This window comes from Paenibacillus litoralis (genome assembly GCF_046244365.1).
In the GTDB taxonomy this organism is placed as follows: Bacteria; Bacillota; Bacilli; order Paenibacillales; family NBRC-103111; genus Paenibacillus_V.
In genome coordinates this window covers 5,393,062-5,408,898 of the sequence record NZ_CP176395.1, presented here as the reverse complement: position 1 = coordinate 5,408,898, position 15,837 = coordinate 5,393,062, and the positions used below count along the sequence as shown (strand labels likewise).

Sequence of the window (15,837 nt, the reverse complement as noted above, 5' to 3'; positions counted from 1 at the left end):
TAAAGGTTGAGCATGAGGGCTGAGGCCCCATGGTCAAATCGGCTTCGGGAGGGATGTCATTTGGCTGGTAAGCTAAGCCTGCCGCTTGCGATTGTGATGGTTTCGGTATCGGCTTGCGCTGCTTCAGACGGCGGCGCCACCCCGGAACAAAGGATGAACGAAGGCTTCGCGATGCTGGCGGAATCTTCGTTGAAATACCGCGGACAAGTCGAACTGAATGTGTCGGGCGTTACAATCGCCAAACCTGTCGAGCAAGCGGAGGGGCTCAAAGGGCAAATGGGCAGCGCCTCCGCCGTTCAGGCAAGTTTGGAAGCCGATCCGTTCTTAACGGCTAAGCAGCTGAGCGAAACGAAGAAGACCGTTGTCTCGTCCCGAATCGATCAAGCGGCACGGGAACGGGTGTACGTGGCGAAGCTCGATGGGCAGGACTGGAAAAAGGCGGTAGAGCAAAATTGGCAGAGCCAGCTTGCGGAAGCCGAGCGACAAGCAGTCTATACGCCGGCGCAAACGCTTTCGTCTACATCGGCTACGCGTCTTACGGAGGAGCGCTTGAGGATCGTGAACCGAGCCAAGGAACGTCTGGCTAGTTTGCTGCCGACTCTATCGGCCGAATCCACATGCACGGCGGCAATGGACCGCTATTCCGGCAAGCTGCTGCGATTGAAGGTCGAAACCGTGCTTACATATAGGGAAAACGACGCCGAAAAAAAGGAAACGATCACATCGGCTTTTGATTTTCCCGAAGCGGCCTCGAGCCGAACAAACCGGCAATAGAGCGAGGTACAAAACATCTCTTGCGCAGTTGAGTGATTACAAGGTATCATAGGGGAAGGTATCGATTGCCAAGAACTCATTATTTTGGAGGGGATTCTTATGTCCAATACAACGAATGCCGCAATTGTGGAAATTTCTCAAACTGCGGGTAAATTTCAGTCCTCAATCGTGCTTCAGTACGACAATAAGTATATCGATGTGAAAAGCATTCTCGGATTGTTCACCACGTTGACGACAAGCGGCGATTACAACCTGCACGTACACGGTCCGGATGCCGAAACGGCGAAAGCGGCAATGTCCGAAGTGTTTGCCAAGCACAACCTGAGCATCAAAGTCATCAGCGAATAAGTCAAGCAAGCAGAGCGTCTCCTTATAGGAGGCTCTTTTTTTATTTATCGGAATATCGTGGAAGTCGCTCTAAATCTCGGTAAACGCGCCCATGTCGCTTAAAGGACGGCGAAGGCGTTTATCCTTGTATACGGCAGAGGGAATACATTCGAAAAGTGGGCTTTTGAAAGGGTTACCGGCCATTATTATGAAAAAGAAATTGTCCGTTCTAGCAAAATGTGGTAGATTAACGGTGAAACTATCATGGATTGTAAGGAAGGAAGAAGCTAGTGAAATTGTCATGGTTATCCTTAAAATGGTTTTCCGTAATGGCGCTTTTGCTCGGCATATTTGTGCTGCCGTTCGGTAATAGCGCTTACGCAGCCGCTGCCGGGGACGATGTTATCCCCCAAGTGGTTGAACAAGCGTCTCCATCGGTAGTCGCAATTATTGGCAGACCGACCGACGATGTGCGCGACAGCAGCACCAACCGGTTTCGGCTGGCGCATGGCACCGGCGTAATCGTACGCGCCGACGGTCTCATTATGACCAACGCTCATGTCGTCAAAGATATGGGAAGCATGGTTGTCGTAACGTCGACCGGTAAAACATACAACGGTAAAATGACTCATATCGACGAGGAGAGCGATCTCGCGCTCGTCAAGATTGAAGCAAGCGGACTGCCTGCGGCTACGTTTGCGGCCGCCAGCGATATTCGCGCGGGCGAAACCGTTGTCGCCGTCGGAACGCCCGTTTCGTTTGCGCTCCGCAATTCGGTAACCGTCGGCATTGTAAGCGGCATCGAAAGATCCGTGCAATCCAAGTACAAACTGATCCAGACGGACGCAGCGATCAATCCGGGCAACAGCGGAGGCGCGCTAGTCAATCTGAAAGGACAGGTTGTCGGCATCAATACGATGAAATTCGTCGACTTCGGCGTGGACAATCTCGGCTTCGCCATTCCGGTCGAAACCGTACAGTACGTGCTGAAACATTTTCTCGAGTATGGTAAAGTGATGCGTCCGTATCTCGGGTTGGAGCTGGAAGAAAGCTGGGAAGCGGTTGTCGGCCTACCGACGGAAGAGCCGCTTAAGGTCGCTTATGTCGATCCGGATTCCCCGGCTGCCAAAGCGGGGGTAAAACAGAACGACGTGCTGCTGAAGCTGGGAAGCGCCCCGCTCCGCACGCTTGTAGACTACAACGAGGCGCTCAAAACGTATTTGCCTGGGCAAACCGTCAATCTGACCGTAAAGTCGGAAGGCAAAGAAGCGTCGTTCTCGATCACCCTTACGGAAGACAAGACGGTGACTTCTTCCAAGAAGAAAGAGAATGAAGGCAATACGGCGATTGATACCGACCAAGGCAAGACCAAGATCGGCGACAGCGAGAACGGCTGGTCGATGAAATATCCGCCGGGCCTGATGAGCGATGCCGGCTTCGACGACGAAGATTCGGCCACGTTCTTCGATTCCAAAGGCGAGTTCATGATCCATGTTCAAGTCGAAGACAATCAAGGAGAATCGTTATCCAAAGCGGCGCTCATGCGTAAAATTTCCGGGGAGTCGCGTGACGCGATCGTGCTGGAGAAGCGTTATATCGATTCCGCAAGCGCTCCATATGTGAAGACGAGCGGTAAGCTGGACGAAAATGGAGGCTATTTCCAAGCGAGAGCCTATCAGCATAAAGGAAAAGTATACCTGGTCTCCCTCTTCGTATATTCAGGCGAGAACAACGTCAGCAGCATTAAAGTGAACAGCTATATCGATTTGCTCGACAGCTTTACGCTTTCGTTCGATACAAGCGATACCTCGGTCAAGGATTTGCGGAAGCATAAGAAGTCGGTTGCGGTTACGACGGAATATGGCCTTGCCATGGAGCTGCCCGAAGGATGGGAAAAGGATGGCGATAGCGTACTTTCCTATTCGGACGACGACAAGCGCAGCTTCAGCGTGAGCGTCACATCCGCATCGTCGGGCGACAAACTGAGCGATTGGGCGGATCGTGAAGAAGCGGCGTTCAAGAGCAATTTCGCTCAGGGCTACCGGGAAGTGGGCGAGAAAAAGGAGCGGACCGTTTCCGGCGTGCCGGCGATCGAAGCCAGTTACGGCTGGACGATGGGGAAAGACTGGGAGAATATTCGGGTCCTTTACTTGATAAAGGATAAGTACAAATACTCGTTTGCTTTCCATTATCCGAAGCAGGAGAAGGCGGCGGATACGGAAGCATGGATCGGCAGCATCGTCGATACGATTCAAATCGATAAAGAGCTTATGAACGAGTCTTTAGGATTTATTCAAGACGAGGACGAGCTGGCCGATCCGGACGCAACGACGCTTTATACGAATAAAACGTATAAATACTCCGTACGGGTTCCCGAGGAATGGATAACGTACAGCTACGGCTCGAAAACGGACCGCCCGGTTGCGTTATACTCGTTTGCCGGCGGCTCATTCACGATTTCGGCTGACGAGGACAGGGCTTACGACGAAGTAGTCAAGAAAAAAGAGGCCGAGCACAAGAAAAGCGCGGAGGCCGACGCCGACTACAAATATACGGTCAGCGACGAAACGCTGTTCGGTGAAAGCGGCAAGGCGATCACCGTGCAGTATTCCACGAATAAGGTTCCTTACGAAACGAAGGAGTTTTACTTCGCCAAGAACGGCATTACGTATTCGATTACGTATCGTATTAACGATGCGGTAAAAACGGATCTTAATACGGCCCGTCTGAAACAAGCGTTCGAATCGATTAAGCTCCTCGACTAACCTTTGCCGAAACGCCCTTGACCTTTTCTTGCAAAAGGCTCAAGGGCGTTTCGACGGTTTCGGGGCTCCTAGATTATTCGTCTTGTGTATTATCCTGATTTCGACTAATATAATGGGTATAGGGTTGTTTACTACAGGGGCGCGATCGCACCAACGCACGGCCGCTGCCGTACATTGGATGTTGTACAAGGGGGAGAATGCATGTCTTCATCGGATCTCATGCAAGATTTAAATATAAAAGCGATTCAGCTTCTTCAAGAAGACGCGCTCAAGATCGAAAAGCTGATCGAAGTGCAGATGGACAACTTGACCACGCGCAAATGTCCGTTGTATGAAGAGGTGCTTGACACGCAGATGTACGGGCTTTCCCGCGAGGTGGATTTCGCCGTACGAGCCGGGCTCATTCAGGAGCAGGCCGGTAAAGACCTGCTGATCAAGCTGGAACGCAATCTTGCGAAGCTGTACGAAGCGCTAAACAAAAAAGAGTAGCCGAATGCCGGCTGCTCTTTTTTATATCAGAAAATGGACGGCGAAGCCGTTTAACCTTGCTGGATAGAGTTGGAGATTTAAGCTCAATGTCCGTTTAAACGAAGAAGAAAGCGAAGCCCAGAATAATATAAACGACAAGCAGCAGGACGCCTTCATACCAGTTCGTTTGTCCGTCGCGCGAGATGGATTTGGCAATGGATGCGGCTACGGCGATAGCGACAAGCTCGTACGTCGAAAAGACGATATTCATCGTGTTTCCCATAAAGAAGCTGACGATAACGAGGACGGGGGCTACGAACAAAGCGATTTGCAAGGAGCTTCCGATCGCGATTTCGACGGCCGCCCCGACTTTGTTCTTCATGGCCATCATGACGGCGGCGGAGTGCTCGGCGGCATTGCCGATAATGGCGATGACGAATGCGCCTAGGAACAGCTCCGAAAGCCCGAACTTGTGGGAAAACTCTTCAAGCGTCCCGACCAGCCATTCGCTGACGAGCGCGACCATAACGGTTGCGACGACCAGTAATAGGATCGATACTCCGCGCGACCAGGCGGCTTCGCCGTGTTCGATCACTTCGTCGGACAATTCCTTCTTGTGCGTTACCATGGAGAAGAGCAGCCAGAGGAAGTAGGCGATAATCAAAATAACGGCGACGATTAAACTCAGCGTATTCGTTTTGGCCTCCGGCAGCTGGACGGCGAACACGGCAGGGATGAACAGGGCGATGACCGCTAGCAGCATAAGCGAAGCGTTGTGGCCGGCTAACGTGACGTTAAACCGCTGCGTTTTGAACTTCAAGCCGCCGAGCAGCAGGCTGAGACCGAGGACAAGCAGCATATTGCCGATAATCGAGCCGGTAATGCTGGCTTTGACCATGTCGAATAGCATCGGTTTGCCGTTTACCGCATCTTTGATTAAAATAATGGCTATGATGAGCTCTGCCGCATTTCCGAAGGTCGCGTTCAGAAATCCGCCGAGCCTCTCGCCCGCGTAGTGGGCTACGCTCTCGGTCGCTTTGCCCAGAAAGCCGGCTACAAAGACGATCGCGATACAGGAAAGAACAAATTGAACGGTTGAGTTCATACCGGCGTAATGGGCTACGCCGCTGGCTGCGAAGGTAACGGCCAGAAGTGTGAAGAAAAGCTTTTGACTCACGGATTCACCTCTTTTATCGTTTGCAAATCGAAGCAGATGCCAGGGCACGGCAGACGCCCTATCTGCAGAAAGTATTACCATTTTACTCTGCCAAGTTCTGCTTGTAAATCGGTATCATTGTACAATTGCCCTCTTTTGCGAAAGATTATGCGCGTAAGAATCGGCGGAAAAAGGAGAAGATACAAATGGATCTCGGTCTAAAAGGAAAATATGCAGTGGTGACGGCGGCCAGCAAAGGCTTAGGCCGGGCAGTGGCGGTTGCGCTGGCCGAGGAAGGCGCGAATTTGCTTATTTGCAGCAGGGATGCGGCAGGCATCGAAGCGTTGGCGGCGGAGCTAAGCGACAAATACGGCGTAACGGCAGCCGGCATGTCCGTTGACGTTGGGAACGCCGAGCAAATAGCGGGCTTGATCGCAAAAGCAAAGGAGCTCTTCCCGCGAGTGGACGCGCTGTTGTGCAGTGCAGGCGGACCGCCTAGCGGAAGCTTCCTCTCCTTCGATGACGATGCCTGGGAGAAGGCGTTTCAGACGAATATGATGAGCGTCGTACGGCTCGTAAGGGGCTTTTATCCGCTCATGGCCGAACAAGGCGGACGAATGGTTACGATCGCCTCCACTTCGGTCAAGGTGCCGATTCCCGGGCTTGTCCTTTCAAATACGCTGCGCGCCGGAATTGCAGGTCTCATGAAAACCTTGTCGATCGAACTGGCGGGCGACCGTATTTTGCTTAACACCATATGTCCGGGACGCGTTATGACGGACAGGCTGACCGAACTGGATGAAGCGAGAGCGGGACGGGAAAACAAATCGGTCGAAGACATTCGGGCCGCAATCGTTAAAGACATCCCGCTTGGAAGATACGGCAAACCGGAGGAATTTGCAGCGCTAGCTTCGTATTTGCTATCCCCGCTCAACAGCTATATGACCGGGTCGACCTTCTTCGTTGACGGAGGTATGGTCAAATCATTATAATAACAGTGAGGTTGTAAAGCAGGTTACAACGCTTCTGGCTAATCATTGAACAGGGGATTGCTATGAGATCCGCCGCCGTTTTCGGTACGGGCAGCAAGCATCCCATCACTTTTTTCGGGGAAAATTAGGAGGTGAGCTGGATGTCCGAACAACTTCAAACTGGGCTTATTCGTATTTCCGATGATGTGGTCGCAACGATTGCGGGCTTGGCAGCTCTCGATACGCCGGGAATCGCCGGCATGTCCGGCGGTATTTCCGAAGGACTTGCCAAACGCTTAAGCGGTAAAAACGTGCAAAAAGGGGTTTCCGTCGAAGTCGGGCAGCTAGAAGCCGCCATCAATTTGCGTGTGATCGTGCATTATGGATCGCAAATTCAAGACGTATGTCAAGCGCTTCAGCTAAATGTGCGCGAAGCCATTGAAAATATGACGGGTCTCAATGTCATCGAAGTCAATGTGAAGGTGGAAGGCGTTGCTTTCCGTGAAGAGGAAACGGAAGATCTCCATCGCCTTAAGTAATTCGCTACATAAGGCATGCTATCCGAGGTGCTCCTAAGGCGCCAACAAAAAAGAGAACGTGACGCAATGCGTCGGCGTTCTCTTTTTTGTTGCTTTCCGAAGCTTAGAGGCTTGCCGAACGGCGGCTTGCCTTTACTTCGTTTTTTGGCTTCTTGCGTGCCGGCTGATTGGCGGCTTCCTGGGGCTTGTTCTGCTCCCGGCTGAAGCCGAGGACGATGCCGATGGCCATCATCGTAGCCATGAGGGAGGATCCCCCATAGCTGATGAGGGGCAAGGTGACGCCCGTCAGCGGAATGGTTCCCGTTACGCCGCCGAGATTGATGAACGCCTGGACGCCGAACAAACCGAAAAAGCCGATACCGCAAAGTCTGGCGAACGTATCCGTGCAGCGTACCGATACGACGATTCCTCGCCAAATAAACAGCAGAAACACAAGCAAGAACAAGGTCGCCCCGATAAAGCCGAATTCTTCGCCGATAACGGCGAAAATGAAATCGTTATGCGGAGCGGGCAGAAAATGCATTTTTTGAATGCTTTGTCCGAAGCCGGTTCCGGTTAATCCTCCGTGACCGAACGCCATAAGCGATTGGGCTAAATGATAGCCGCTGCCAAGACGGTCGTTCCACGGATCGAGAAACGAAGTAAACCGGTTGACCCGGTAATCGCTTGATGTTCCGTCCAGAATACCCGGATTTTTCAATAGAAATACGCAAATGGCAAGTGCCGTAACGATCAAGAAGCCGGCGGCCAGCGAAAACACGTGCTTGAGGTTGGCTCCGCCGACGACGATGACAATTACGGCGCTGAGCGCCAGTACGATGGTAGAGCCCATATCCGGCTGCAGCATGATAACGCCGCAAACCATGCCGACAACGACGAGTGCGGGCATCAGCCCTTTTTTGAAGTCGCGGATACGGTCTTCCTTCTTGTGTATGATGAACGCCAAATACAGAATGACCGCGACCTTCGCGAACTCGGAGGGCTGCAAGCGCAGCGGACCGATCGCAAACCAGCTGTTCGCTCCGTTCACATTGTTCGAAGCGAACGGAACGATAAGCAGGAGCGCGAAGATCAGAATGAAAAACGGCATCACCCATTTTTTCAACCTTGCGTAGTTGACGTTCATAAAGAAAAACATGAGAAAGAAGCTAATGACAAGCGAGACGGCTTGCCGCTGTGTATAGTGCCAAGGATTCTCGTAGTAGAAGGTTGCAGACACGGAGCTGGCGCTGAACACCATCAGGAAGCCGAAGGCGACGAGCGCCAGCGTCAAGAACAACAACAGAAAGTCCGGTGTTCCTCTACGCGGCGGGTTCATGGCTTCCCGCGCCTAGTGTTCGAGCGCTTGCTTCAACTGGCTGAGTTTTTGATTGGCCGCCTGAACGACGGGCTGCGGAATCGGCGCGTTGTAGTCGAGCCCGTGCGGGAACGTCCCTTTCCCTATGTAAACATCTTCCAGGTACAGAACCGCATGCGGATTTTCCAGTTTGCCGGACTCCACACGCGCATTGATACGCAGATAGTATTCGGCGTTATTCGCTACATCTTCGAATTTGCAGTCGTAAGTGGCGCGGTAATATTCCCATTGCCAGCGAACGAAGCCTAATTTTTCGGTGGACTCGTCCAAATGGGCGAGCTCGCTTTTAAGTCCTTTTAAACCTGTATTTTCAATAATCATTAGAGAACGCCTCCCGGTTCATTTACATGCTTTGACGCATGAGCACTTGCATATCATTTTCATGATAGTATGTTTCCCCAACTTGTGCAAGCCTTAAGCAAATGTGCCTAAGGGCGCAGTTGTGGCTATTTTGTGGCCGTTTTGGAGCCTTTCAGGTCGAATTTAAGACAGACGGTGCAGGAAATAGACGGCTAAAGCGGTAGGCAACCCAAAGCGATATCTGATAAAATGTACGGTGTAAGCAAACGGTGGGGGTAGGTATTATGATAACGATCGAACAACAGCTGGAGCAGTTGTTTCCCGATATGGTGAAACGCCGCCGGTTTTTGCATCAGCATCCGGAGGTTTCTTATCAAGAGAAAGAAACGTCGGCTTACGTGGCCAAATGTTTGGAGGAGCTCGGCATTCCCGTCAAGCGCGGCGAACGCGGATACAGCGTGGTCGGCGAGCTGAAGGGCGCCCATCCCGGTCCGACCGTAGCCTTGCGAGCGGACATGGACGCGCTGCCGATCCAAGACGCCAAATCGGTCGATTACGCTTCCAAAGTGCCCGGCGTCATGCACGCTTGCGGCCACGATGCTCATACGACGACGCTGCTTGCGATAGCAGAAGTGCTGAGCGGCAGAAAAGACGAGCTGAAAGGAACGATTCGTTTCCTGTTTCAGCCTGCGGAAGAGATTAGTCCGGGAGGCGCCGCTCCGTTAATCGCCGAAGGCGCGATGGAAGGCGTCGATGCCGTATATGGCGTTCATTTATGGGCGCCGCTGCCGACCGGCGAGGCGCAAACCAAAAGCGGGGCCTTTATGGCGGCGGCGGATGAATTTTTCATAGACGTCAAGGGCAAAGGGGGCCATGGCGGATTGCCGCACCAAACGATCGACAGCGTGCTGGTAGGGTCGCAGATCGTCGTCAACCTGCAATCGATTGTTTCCCGCCATATGGATCCGACGGAGCCTTGCGTCGTTACGGTAGGATCCATACATGCCGGCTCGTCCTTCAACGTCATCGCAGAAACTTGCTCGCTTAACGGCACCGTGCGCACGTTTTCGATCGAAGCGAGGGATCGCATCCGCGAGCAGATGAAGACGATTGCGGAGCAAACCGGGGCCATGTACGGGGCGCAAGTCGATTTTCGTTATAAAGTCGGGTATCCGCCGGTCGTGAACGACGAAAAAGAGACGGATCGTTTCTTTAAAGTCGGCGTTTCCGTTTTCGGCGAAAAGCAAGTGAGCAAGTCTCCCTTTATTATGGCGGCCGAAGACTTCGCCTATTACCTGGAACGCGTTCCGGGCTGCTTCGTTTTCGTGGGCGCCGGCAATAAGGAAGCGGGAATCGACGCGCCGCATCATCATCCGAGGTTCGATATCGATGAATCGTCCATGATTTATGCCGCGAGGCTCTTGATCGGGCTGGCCTTGGATTACATGAACGAGCATGCGTAAGAGACGCGCAGCGTAGCCCATGTTGCCATATATTGCGTGCATTCTTCGCCCTTCTGCCGGAGAAGCTAAGTAAGGAGCTTCTACACTTATGCAGGAGGGATTTCACTTGAGCACCGCCAAAACCGTAAAACAGATCATGTCGACCGATTGCGTTACCGTAACGCCAAAGGATAATGTATATGAAATTGCGCTCAAAATGAAGCAGCATGATATCGGCTTTATCCCGGTAGTCGAGGGAAAGAAGCTTTTGGCCGTCGTAACGGACCGGGATCTTGTCGTTCGGGGCTTTGCCGAGAAGAAAGAAGGCTCTACGGCTGTAATGGATGTAGTTAGCCAAAATCCGACCACGATCGCGCCCGATACGTCGGTCGGCGAAGCCGCCAAAATAATGGCGCGCGACAAAATACGCCGTCTGCCTGTCGTTGAGAACGGGGAGCTGGTTGGCGTTGTGGCGATTGGAGATTTGGCGATCCGAGATGTGTTTGAAGATAATGTCGGGGAAGCGCTTGGGAAAATTTCGGAAAGCGAAAAGACATTTGCGACAACGAAATAATCGATGGGGAGGAGCCGGAGCAATCCGGCTCTTTTTTTGTGACAAGGAACGGAAACCCGCTATGCAGAAAGCGAAAATCGAATTATAATTCAATATGATATATCAAGAAAGTTCGATATAACAAATATATATACCATATCAAAGGAGGAGGGTAATGGGAAAAGAAGTCAAGCCTTTGTACCGTTCGATCTTCGAGCAGCTTAAACGACAAATTGACGAGGGCAGGTATGTGGAGGATCAGCAAGTGCCTACGGAAGCCGAATTGTCCGAGACGTACCGGGTAAGCAGGATAACCTCCAAGCGCGCTCTGGAGGAGCTGGAACGGGAAGGGCTTATTTATAGGAAGCAGGGGAGCGGCAGTTTTGTGAAGCCGAAGGGCGGGTTGTTCGAAGCAAGCGAGCAGGAAGGCCGTCCCAAGCATAAATCCGGCATGCTTCCGGCTCCGTCTTCCGGAATCGGCCACGTCGCTGCGCTGGTCATTCCCGGTGAGGAATCCAACGGCTTATCCGGTTATATCCGCGGCGCCGGGGATTACTTGGATTCGAAAGGTTTACTGATGACGATCCATACGACGGGCGGAAATCCGGCCAAGGAACGCGAGCTTCTGGAAACGCTTCCCGGCAAAGGCATCTCGGCCATCCTGCTGTATCCGGTGGAAGACAGAGCTAATTTGGAGCAGATTCTGTCGCTTGCCTACAATGATTACCCTCTTATTGCAATCGATAAGTATTATGACGGGCTTCCTGTCAGCAGCGTCGTTTCCGACAACGAAGCGGGCGGACGTATCGTTACCGACAGGCTCCTTGCGCTAGGGCATAAGCGAATCGCCTTTTTATCGGGAATCGGCATCGAAGCGGTAACTTCGGTTCGCAACCGTTTCATGGGCTACTGCCAGTCTCTTCGGGCACACGGCATCCCGGTCGATACCCGAATCGTCAAGTTGGATTTCGGCAAGCCGTTCTCCCAAGGCAACCCGTTCTTTCACCGGCAGATCGAGCAATCGGAGGAAGGGAAGCGGTTTTTGAAACGTATGCTGGAAGGCTTGATGGCCTTGGGAGTAACGGCGATTCAGGCGGAAAACGATTTGCTCGCGATCGGATTGCTGAAGACGGCAGCGGACTTGGGCATCAAGGTTCCGGAAGCGTTGTCGGTAGCCGGCTTCGATAACGTTGAGCTAAGCGGTCACCTCGACATTCCGCTTACGACGGTTGAACAGCCTTTTTATGAGACGGGGCGCAAAGCGGCTGAGCTGGCCGTGCGGGTGCTCCGGTCGGGTCCTGTACCGATCGCGAAACTCGTGCTGCCGGTAGCGCTCATAGAACGCCAGTCCATCGGCCCGGCCCCGGCGGAGCGGGGGTTATATAGCAAACTGAACGATACATACGAAAGAAATAGCGGAGGAGAATGAGGATGAGTGCAAATAATCGAATCGTGTTCTACGATTCGCAGTTTCCGTTCGCCGGCGCTAGGCCGGACAAGGAGCAGGCAGATCAATTTTCGATACTTAGCCGAGTCGTGAATGCGGACGGATTGGCGGAAGCTTTGGCCGCTGCGGCCGGAGGGACCTTTATCACGATGCACGGCTCTTATTTTCCGAAAGAGGCGTGGCCAGCGATTCTCGCTTTTTTGCGAAAGGGAGGCGGGCTGCTCTGTGCGGGAGGCGCGCCCTTTACACGCCCGTGTAACGGCAGTGGACAAAACTGGTCGGCGGAAACGGAGCAGACGGCTTATCTCCAGCAGCTTCACATTCACGAAGCGATGAAGGTGGACGGCTCGAAGGTAGAGGCGCTAGCCGCATCCGAAGCGATCCCGCTGTTAGCGGGAAGCGAGTGCTTGTTTGCCATGGGAGATACATCAAGCCTTATCCTGCATGTAACGAAAACGAACGATATGCCGCACGAGAGCGGAACGGCGGGTCCGATGGACGCGCACATTTACCCGCTGCTGATAGGTTTGTGCGAGGAAGGAAGAGAGCGCTCGGCACCTGTCGTAAGCCTGGAGTTCACGAAGGGGGAGTTTGCGGGCGGCCGCTGGATATTCGTTAACCAACCGGTCCAGTCTGCATGGTGGGAGAAACAAGGGGCGGAGCTGTTCGTCCGAATGGCCGACCACTGCGCACTCGGGGTAACCGAAATATGGCTGAAGCCGAACTATGCGGCATATGATCCGGGAGACCGCGCAAAACTCTCGCTCCAGATGCAGCGTTTGACGCGTCTTTCCGCAGTGGGGCAGCCTTCATCGCGTTGGACCTTCGACATTGCGGTGTCCAAGAGGGAAACCGCTAAAGGGGAGCCGGTGTGGTCGGGGAGGCTGGAGCTTGAGGCAGGAAATGATTTGCTTCTTAAGACGATACCGCTTCCTTTTGACGTGCAAAAAGGGTTATATGACGTCATATGCGCAGCGGAATCGGACGGTGGCGAGAAACGTCTGCTTAAACAAAGCTTCTGGGGGATGGACGAGGAGCTGCTTGCGGCAGGATCGCCGCTTACATGCGGACGCGATTACTTCGAGCGGGACGGAAAGCCCTTGCCGATCGTCGGGATGACGTATATGACGTCCGATGTGGCGCGCAAGTTTTTGTTCCTCCCCAACGTTCATGTGTGGGAGCGGGATATGGCCCAAATGAAGAAAGCCGGCATCAACCTGATTCGGACCGGCATCTGGACGGCTCACCGCCACTTCATGTATGCGGACGGGCATGCCTCCGAGGAGACGCTTCGCGCGATCGACGCTTTTTTCCTGACGGCTAAGCGGCACGGATTGGAAGTGACTTTCAATTTCTTCGCATTTACGCCCGAGGCGTGGGAAGGTGTCAACCCGTATTTGGATCCGAGAAGCGTGGAGGCGCAAAAAAGGTTTATCGCCGCGATCGTTCAGCGTCACCGCCGTTCGTACCATGTCCACTGGGATTTAATCAACGAGCCTTCGATGTTCGATCCGAAACGAGTATTCGCAGGGCCGAGGTCGTCGCAGGACCGTTTCGAAAGAGCTGCGTTTGCCGAATGGCTGAAGGAACGTCACGGTACGGTAGAGACGCTGCAGGAGCGCTGGAATATGACGCCGGAGGAGCTGCCCGGGTTTGCGGCGGCCGGACTGCCGGAACAGAGCGAAATCAATTTTGACGTCCAGGACATGACACAAGGCAAAAAAGGCAACCGGTGGCTCGATTATTCGCTGTTTACGATGGATATGCATAACAGGTGGGCTGCCGGGCTTCGCAGTGCGATCAAGACGACGAATCCGGACCAGCTCGTCACCGTCGGTCAGGATGAAGCGCTGGCCGGAAAGCGGCCGTCGCCGTTCCTGTATGCGGAGAGCGTGGATTATACGACGGTGCATTCTTGGTGGATGATGGATCAGCTCGTATGGGACGGTATTTTTGCAAAGGCGCCGGATAAGCCGAATCTCGTGCAGGAAACGGGCATCATGTACGTTGAGACGCCGGACGGACGCGCAAAGCGCTCGGAGCTGGAGCTTCGCAACATTTTGGAACGCAAATACGCGTACGCTTTCTCGACCGGCGGCGCAGGAGCGGTGCAGTGGATATGGAACACGAACTTTTATATGCATAACGTCAATGAATCGAATATCGGCGCTCTTCGCGCCGACGGCACCGAAAAGCCGGAAGCGGACGTGTCTTACGATTTCGGCGCATTTATGGAAGCGGTCGGTGACTTATTCGTGGATCGACAGCTGGAGGAGGTTGCGGCCGTCTTTCCATATTCGAACGACCTGTCCAATCGGCCGCTCGCCTTCGATGCCACGTCCAGGCTGACGCGAACCCTGGCTTACGATATGAATGTGCCGCACCGGGCATTCGGCGAATATCATTTGGAGGCGCTTCTGACGGATGCGCCGAAGCTGCTGGTTGTGCCTAGCGCTCACAATTTGAGCGATGCGGCGCTTGAAAAGATGTTGACCGCCGTCCGCGAGCAAGGGGTGACGCTCCTTGTTACAGGTCCGCTCGGCTTGAACGAATATTGGCGTCCCGTTTCGCGGCTTGCCGAGCTTCGCGGCGAATGGACGATAGCCAATGTGCTGCGTGAGGATATGGTCGAGATCGGCGGCAAGCGTTATCCCGTATCGTTCGGCGGGCGGCGAATCGCCGAGGCTTGCAAAGAAACGGCCGCGTCGACCGGCGGGAAGCCGGGTGCTGCCGGCGTGATTGACTTCGGTTACGGGAACGGACGAATCCTATGGTGTCCGCTGCCGCTTGAACTGAACGAGCGGAATGAGCCGCTGATCGCGCTGTATACGTACGCGCTTGAGGCTGCCGATGTCCGCAAGGAGCTGGAGTGGCGCAAGGGCGGCGAATTGCCGGGTATTTACGGGCGCAAGCTGGCGTTTAAGAGCGGGGCGTTGTATCTATTTGTTTCCGAGTATGCCTACGATACGGAGATCGAGATCGCGGATCCCGTTACCGGAACGGTATATGCGTTCACTCTCGAAAGCGAGCGGAGCGTGATGTTTGCCGCTGACGGTGACGGACGGATGCTTGCAGTATACCGGCCTCACGAAGTTGCGGTTTCGGTCTCCAGCGGGAATTGATAATCGAGCTGTCCATGCCGGGCGTCATGCCGGAGGGGCAGCTCTTCCCGTTTTGGCGCCGGTTACGGGCTTGCTATACGGCAACTGGGCAAGGTACACTATTGTATAGGATGTCGGGAGGGAATCGCTATGAGTTCGATCAATCGAGTCAGTCAAATCGGCCCGCCGCGCTTCGGGATAGCCGTTCATGCGCTGGTGTGGCTTGCCCAGAGCGCCTGCGTGCTTTCCAGCGGCTCCATTGCATGCCAAGTCAATTCGCATGCCACCTTTTTGCGCAGAGTGATGGCGCCATTGGTACAAGCCGGCATAGTCGAAGCCAGAGAAGGGCGGGACGGCGGCTATTTGCTCAAGGTGCAGCCGAATCGGTTGTCCCTGGCCGATGTGTACATGGCTGTTCGTGCGGAGCCTGCAGAACCTGCGGAGGGCGTAGACTGCGGAGAAGCGGGCAAAAAGGTGGATATCGCTCTTGAAGAGATCATGCTGGAGGCCGAACGCAATACCGTCACCTTTCTGAAGAAGTATTCGATCGCCGATCTGATGAACAGAATCGACATGCTCGATGGAAAATAAATTATCTGCTTGCAAAAGTATAGTTAGTGAGTTATACTGAGCCTAT

14 protein-coding genes are annotated in these 15,837 nt (G+C 53.7%); 11 read left to right on the top strand and 3 right to left on the bottom strand.

Annotated elements, in window-relative coordinates; translation table 11 throughout:
- The first annotated feature begins 60 nt into the window (after positions 1-60).
- From ACKGJP_RS22890 to ACKGJP_RS22875, 4 genes are all read left to right on the top strand, one after another.
- Positions 61-774 (top strand): hypothetical protein, encoded by a 714-nt coding sequence (locus ACKGJP_RS22890; protein ID WP_409341110.1) that lies wholly within the window; start codon positions 61-63, stop codon positions 772-774.
- Positions 775-873: 99 nt separating this feature from the next.
- On the top strand, positions 874-1,122 hold the full coding sequence (locus tag ACKGJP_RS22885; RefSeq protein WP_409341109.1) for an HPr family phosphocarrier protein: 249 nt from the start codon (positions 874-876) through the stop codon (positions 1,120-1,122).
- A 269-nt stretch (positions 1,123-1,391) separates the two neighbouring features.
- Positions 1,392-3,866 (top strand): S1C family serine protease, encoded by a 2,475-nt coding sequence (locus ACKGJP_RS22880; RefSeq protein WP_409341108.1) that lies wholly within the window; start codon positions 1,392-1,394, stop codon positions 3,864-3,866.
- Between the two features lie 201 nt (positions 3,867-4,067).
- Positions 4,068-4,355, top strand: a complete 288-nt coding sequence (locus tag ACKGJP_RS22875) for a DUF1507 family protein (RefSeq protein WP_409341107.1) — start codon at positions 4,068-4,070, stop codon at positions 4,353-4,355.
- A 94-nt stretch (positions 4,356-4,449) separates the two neighbouring features.
- Here ACKGJP_RS22875 and cax read toward each other — a convergent pair whose 3' ends face one another.
- The gene (cax, locus tag ACKGJP_RS22870; protein WP_409341106.1) at positions 4,450-5,511 is read right to left on the bottom strand and encodes a calcium/proton exchanger; all 1,062 of its coding nucleotides are present in this window, start codon (positions 5,509-5,511) and stop codon (positions 4,450-4,452) included.
- A 185-nt stretch (positions 5,512-5,696) separates the two neighbouring features.
- Between cax and ACKGJP_RS22865 the strand changes: the two genes are divergently transcribed.
- Both ACKGJP_RS22865 and ACKGJP_RS22860 read left to right on the top strand, forming a co-directional pair.
- Entirely contained in the window at positions 5,697-6,482 is a 786-nt protein-coding gene (locus tag ACKGJP_RS22865) for an SDR family oxidoreductase (RefSeq protein WP_409341105.1), read from the top strand.
- A 140-nt stretch (positions 6,483-6,622) separates the two neighbouring features.
- Positions 6,623-7,000 (top strand): Asp23/Gls24 family envelope stress response protein, encoded by a 378-nt coding sequence (locus ACKGJP_RS22860; RefSeq protein ID WP_409341104.1) that lies wholly within the window; start codon positions 6,623-6,625, stop codon positions 6,998-7,000.
- A gap of 103 nt (positions 7,001-7,103) precedes the next feature.
- On the opposite strand, the gene ftsW is transcribed toward ACKGJP_RS22860, so the two are convergent.
- The gene (gene ftsW / locus ACKGJP_RS22855) at positions 7,104-8,318 is read right to left on the bottom strand and encodes a putative lipid II flippase FtsW (protein WP_409341103.1); all 1,215 of its coding nucleotides are present in this window, start codon (positions 8,316-8,318) and stop codon (positions 7,104-7,106) included.
- 12 nt (positions 8,319-8,330) lie between these two features.
- Positions 8,331-8,678 (bottom strand): YugN family protein, encoded by a 348-nt coding sequence (locus tag ACKGJP_RS22850; protein ID WP_409341102.1) that lies wholly within the window; start codon positions 8,676-8,678, stop codon positions 8,331-8,333.
- Positions 8,679-8,941: 263 nt separating this feature from the next.
- Here ACKGJP_RS22850 and ACKGJP_RS22845 point away from each other — a divergent pair, with 263 nt between their 5' ends.
- From ACKGJP_RS22845 to ACKGJP_RS22825, 5 genes are all read left to right on the top strand, one after another.
- A complete protein-coding gene (locus ACKGJP_RS22845) occupies positions 8,942-10,120 on the top strand; it encodes a M20 family metallopeptidase (protein ID WP_409341101.1) in 1,179 nt (392 codons plus the stop codon).
- Positions 10,121-10,208: 88 nt separating this feature from the next.
- A complete protein-coding gene (locus ACKGJP_RS22840; protein WP_409341100.1) occupies positions 10,209-10,673 on the top strand; it encodes a CBS domain-containing protein in 465 nt (154 codons plus the stop codon).
- Positions 10,674-10,827: 154 nt separating this feature from the next.
- Positions 10,828-12,081 (top strand): GntR family transcriptional regulator, encoded by a 1,254-nt coding sequence (locus ACKGJP_RS22835; RefSeq protein WP_409341099.1) that lies wholly within the window; start codon positions 10,828-10,830, stop codon positions 12,079-12,081.
- 2 nt (positions 12,082-12,083) lie between these two features.
- Positions 12,084-15,221 (top strand): beta-galactosidase, encoded by a 3,138-nt coding sequence (locus ACKGJP_RS22830; RefSeq protein ID WP_409341098.1) that lies wholly within the window; start codon positions 12,084-12,086, stop codon positions 15,219-15,221.
- A gap of 129 nt (positions 15,222-15,350) precedes the next feature.
- On the top strand, positions 15,351-15,791 hold the full coding sequence (locus tag ACKGJP_RS22825; protein WP_409341097.1) for an RrF2 family transcriptional regulator: 441 nt from the start codon (positions 15,351-15,353) through the stop codon (positions 15,789-15,791).
- The last annotated feature ends 46 nt before the right edge of the window (positions 15,792-15,837 follow it).

What these genes read in the sequence shown, in the direction of transcription:
- ACKGJP_RS22885 (WP_409341109.1), top strand. Translation starts at nt 874, where the DNA reads ATGTCCAATACAACGAATGCCGCAATTGTGGAAATTTCTCAAACTGCG.
- ACKGJP_RS22875 (WP_409341107.1), top strand. Translation starts at nt 4,068, where the DNA reads ATGTCTTCATCGGATCTCATGCAAGATTTAAATATAAAAGCGATTCAG.
- ACKGJP_RS22865 (WP_409341105.1), top strand. Translation starts at nt 5,697, where the DNA reads ATGGATCTCGGTCTAAAAGGAAAATATGCAGTGGTGACGGCGGCCAGC.
- ACKGJP_RS22860 (WP_409341104.1), top strand. Translation starts at nt 6,623, where the DNA reads ATGTCCGAACAACTTCAAACTGGGCTTATTCGTATTTCCGATGATGTG.
- ftsW (WP_409341103.1), bottom strand. Translation starts at nt 8,318, where the DNA reads ATGAACCCGCCGCGTAGAGGAACACCGGACTTTCTGTTGTTGTTCTTG.
- ACKGJP_RS22850 (WP_409341102.1), bottom strand. Translation starts at nt 8,678, where the DNA reads ATGATTATTGAAAATACAGGTTTAAAAGGACTTAAAAGCGAGCTCGCC.
- ACKGJP_RS22845 (WP_409341101.1), top strand. Translation starts at nt 8,942, where the DNA reads ATGATAACGATCGAACAACAGCTGGAGCAGTTGTTTCCCGATATGGTG.
- ACKGJP_RS22840 (WP_409341100.1), top strand. Translation starts at nt 10,209, where the DNA reads ATGCAGGAGGGATTTCACTTGAGCACCGCCAAAACCGTAAAACAGATC.
- ACKGJP_RS22835 (WP_409341099.1), top strand. Translation starts at nt 10,828, where the DNA reads ATGGGAAAAGAAGTCAAGCCTTTGTACCGTTCGATCTTCGAGCAGCTT.
- ACKGJP_RS22830 (WP_409341098.1), top strand. Translation starts at nt 12,084, where the DNA reads ATGAGTGCAAATAATCGAATCGTGTTCTACGATTCGCAGTTTCCGTTC.
- ACKGJP_RS22825 (WP_409341097.1), top strand. Translation starts at nt 15,351, where the DNA reads ATGAGTTCGATCAATCGAGTCAGTCAAATCGGCCCGCCGCGCTTCGGG.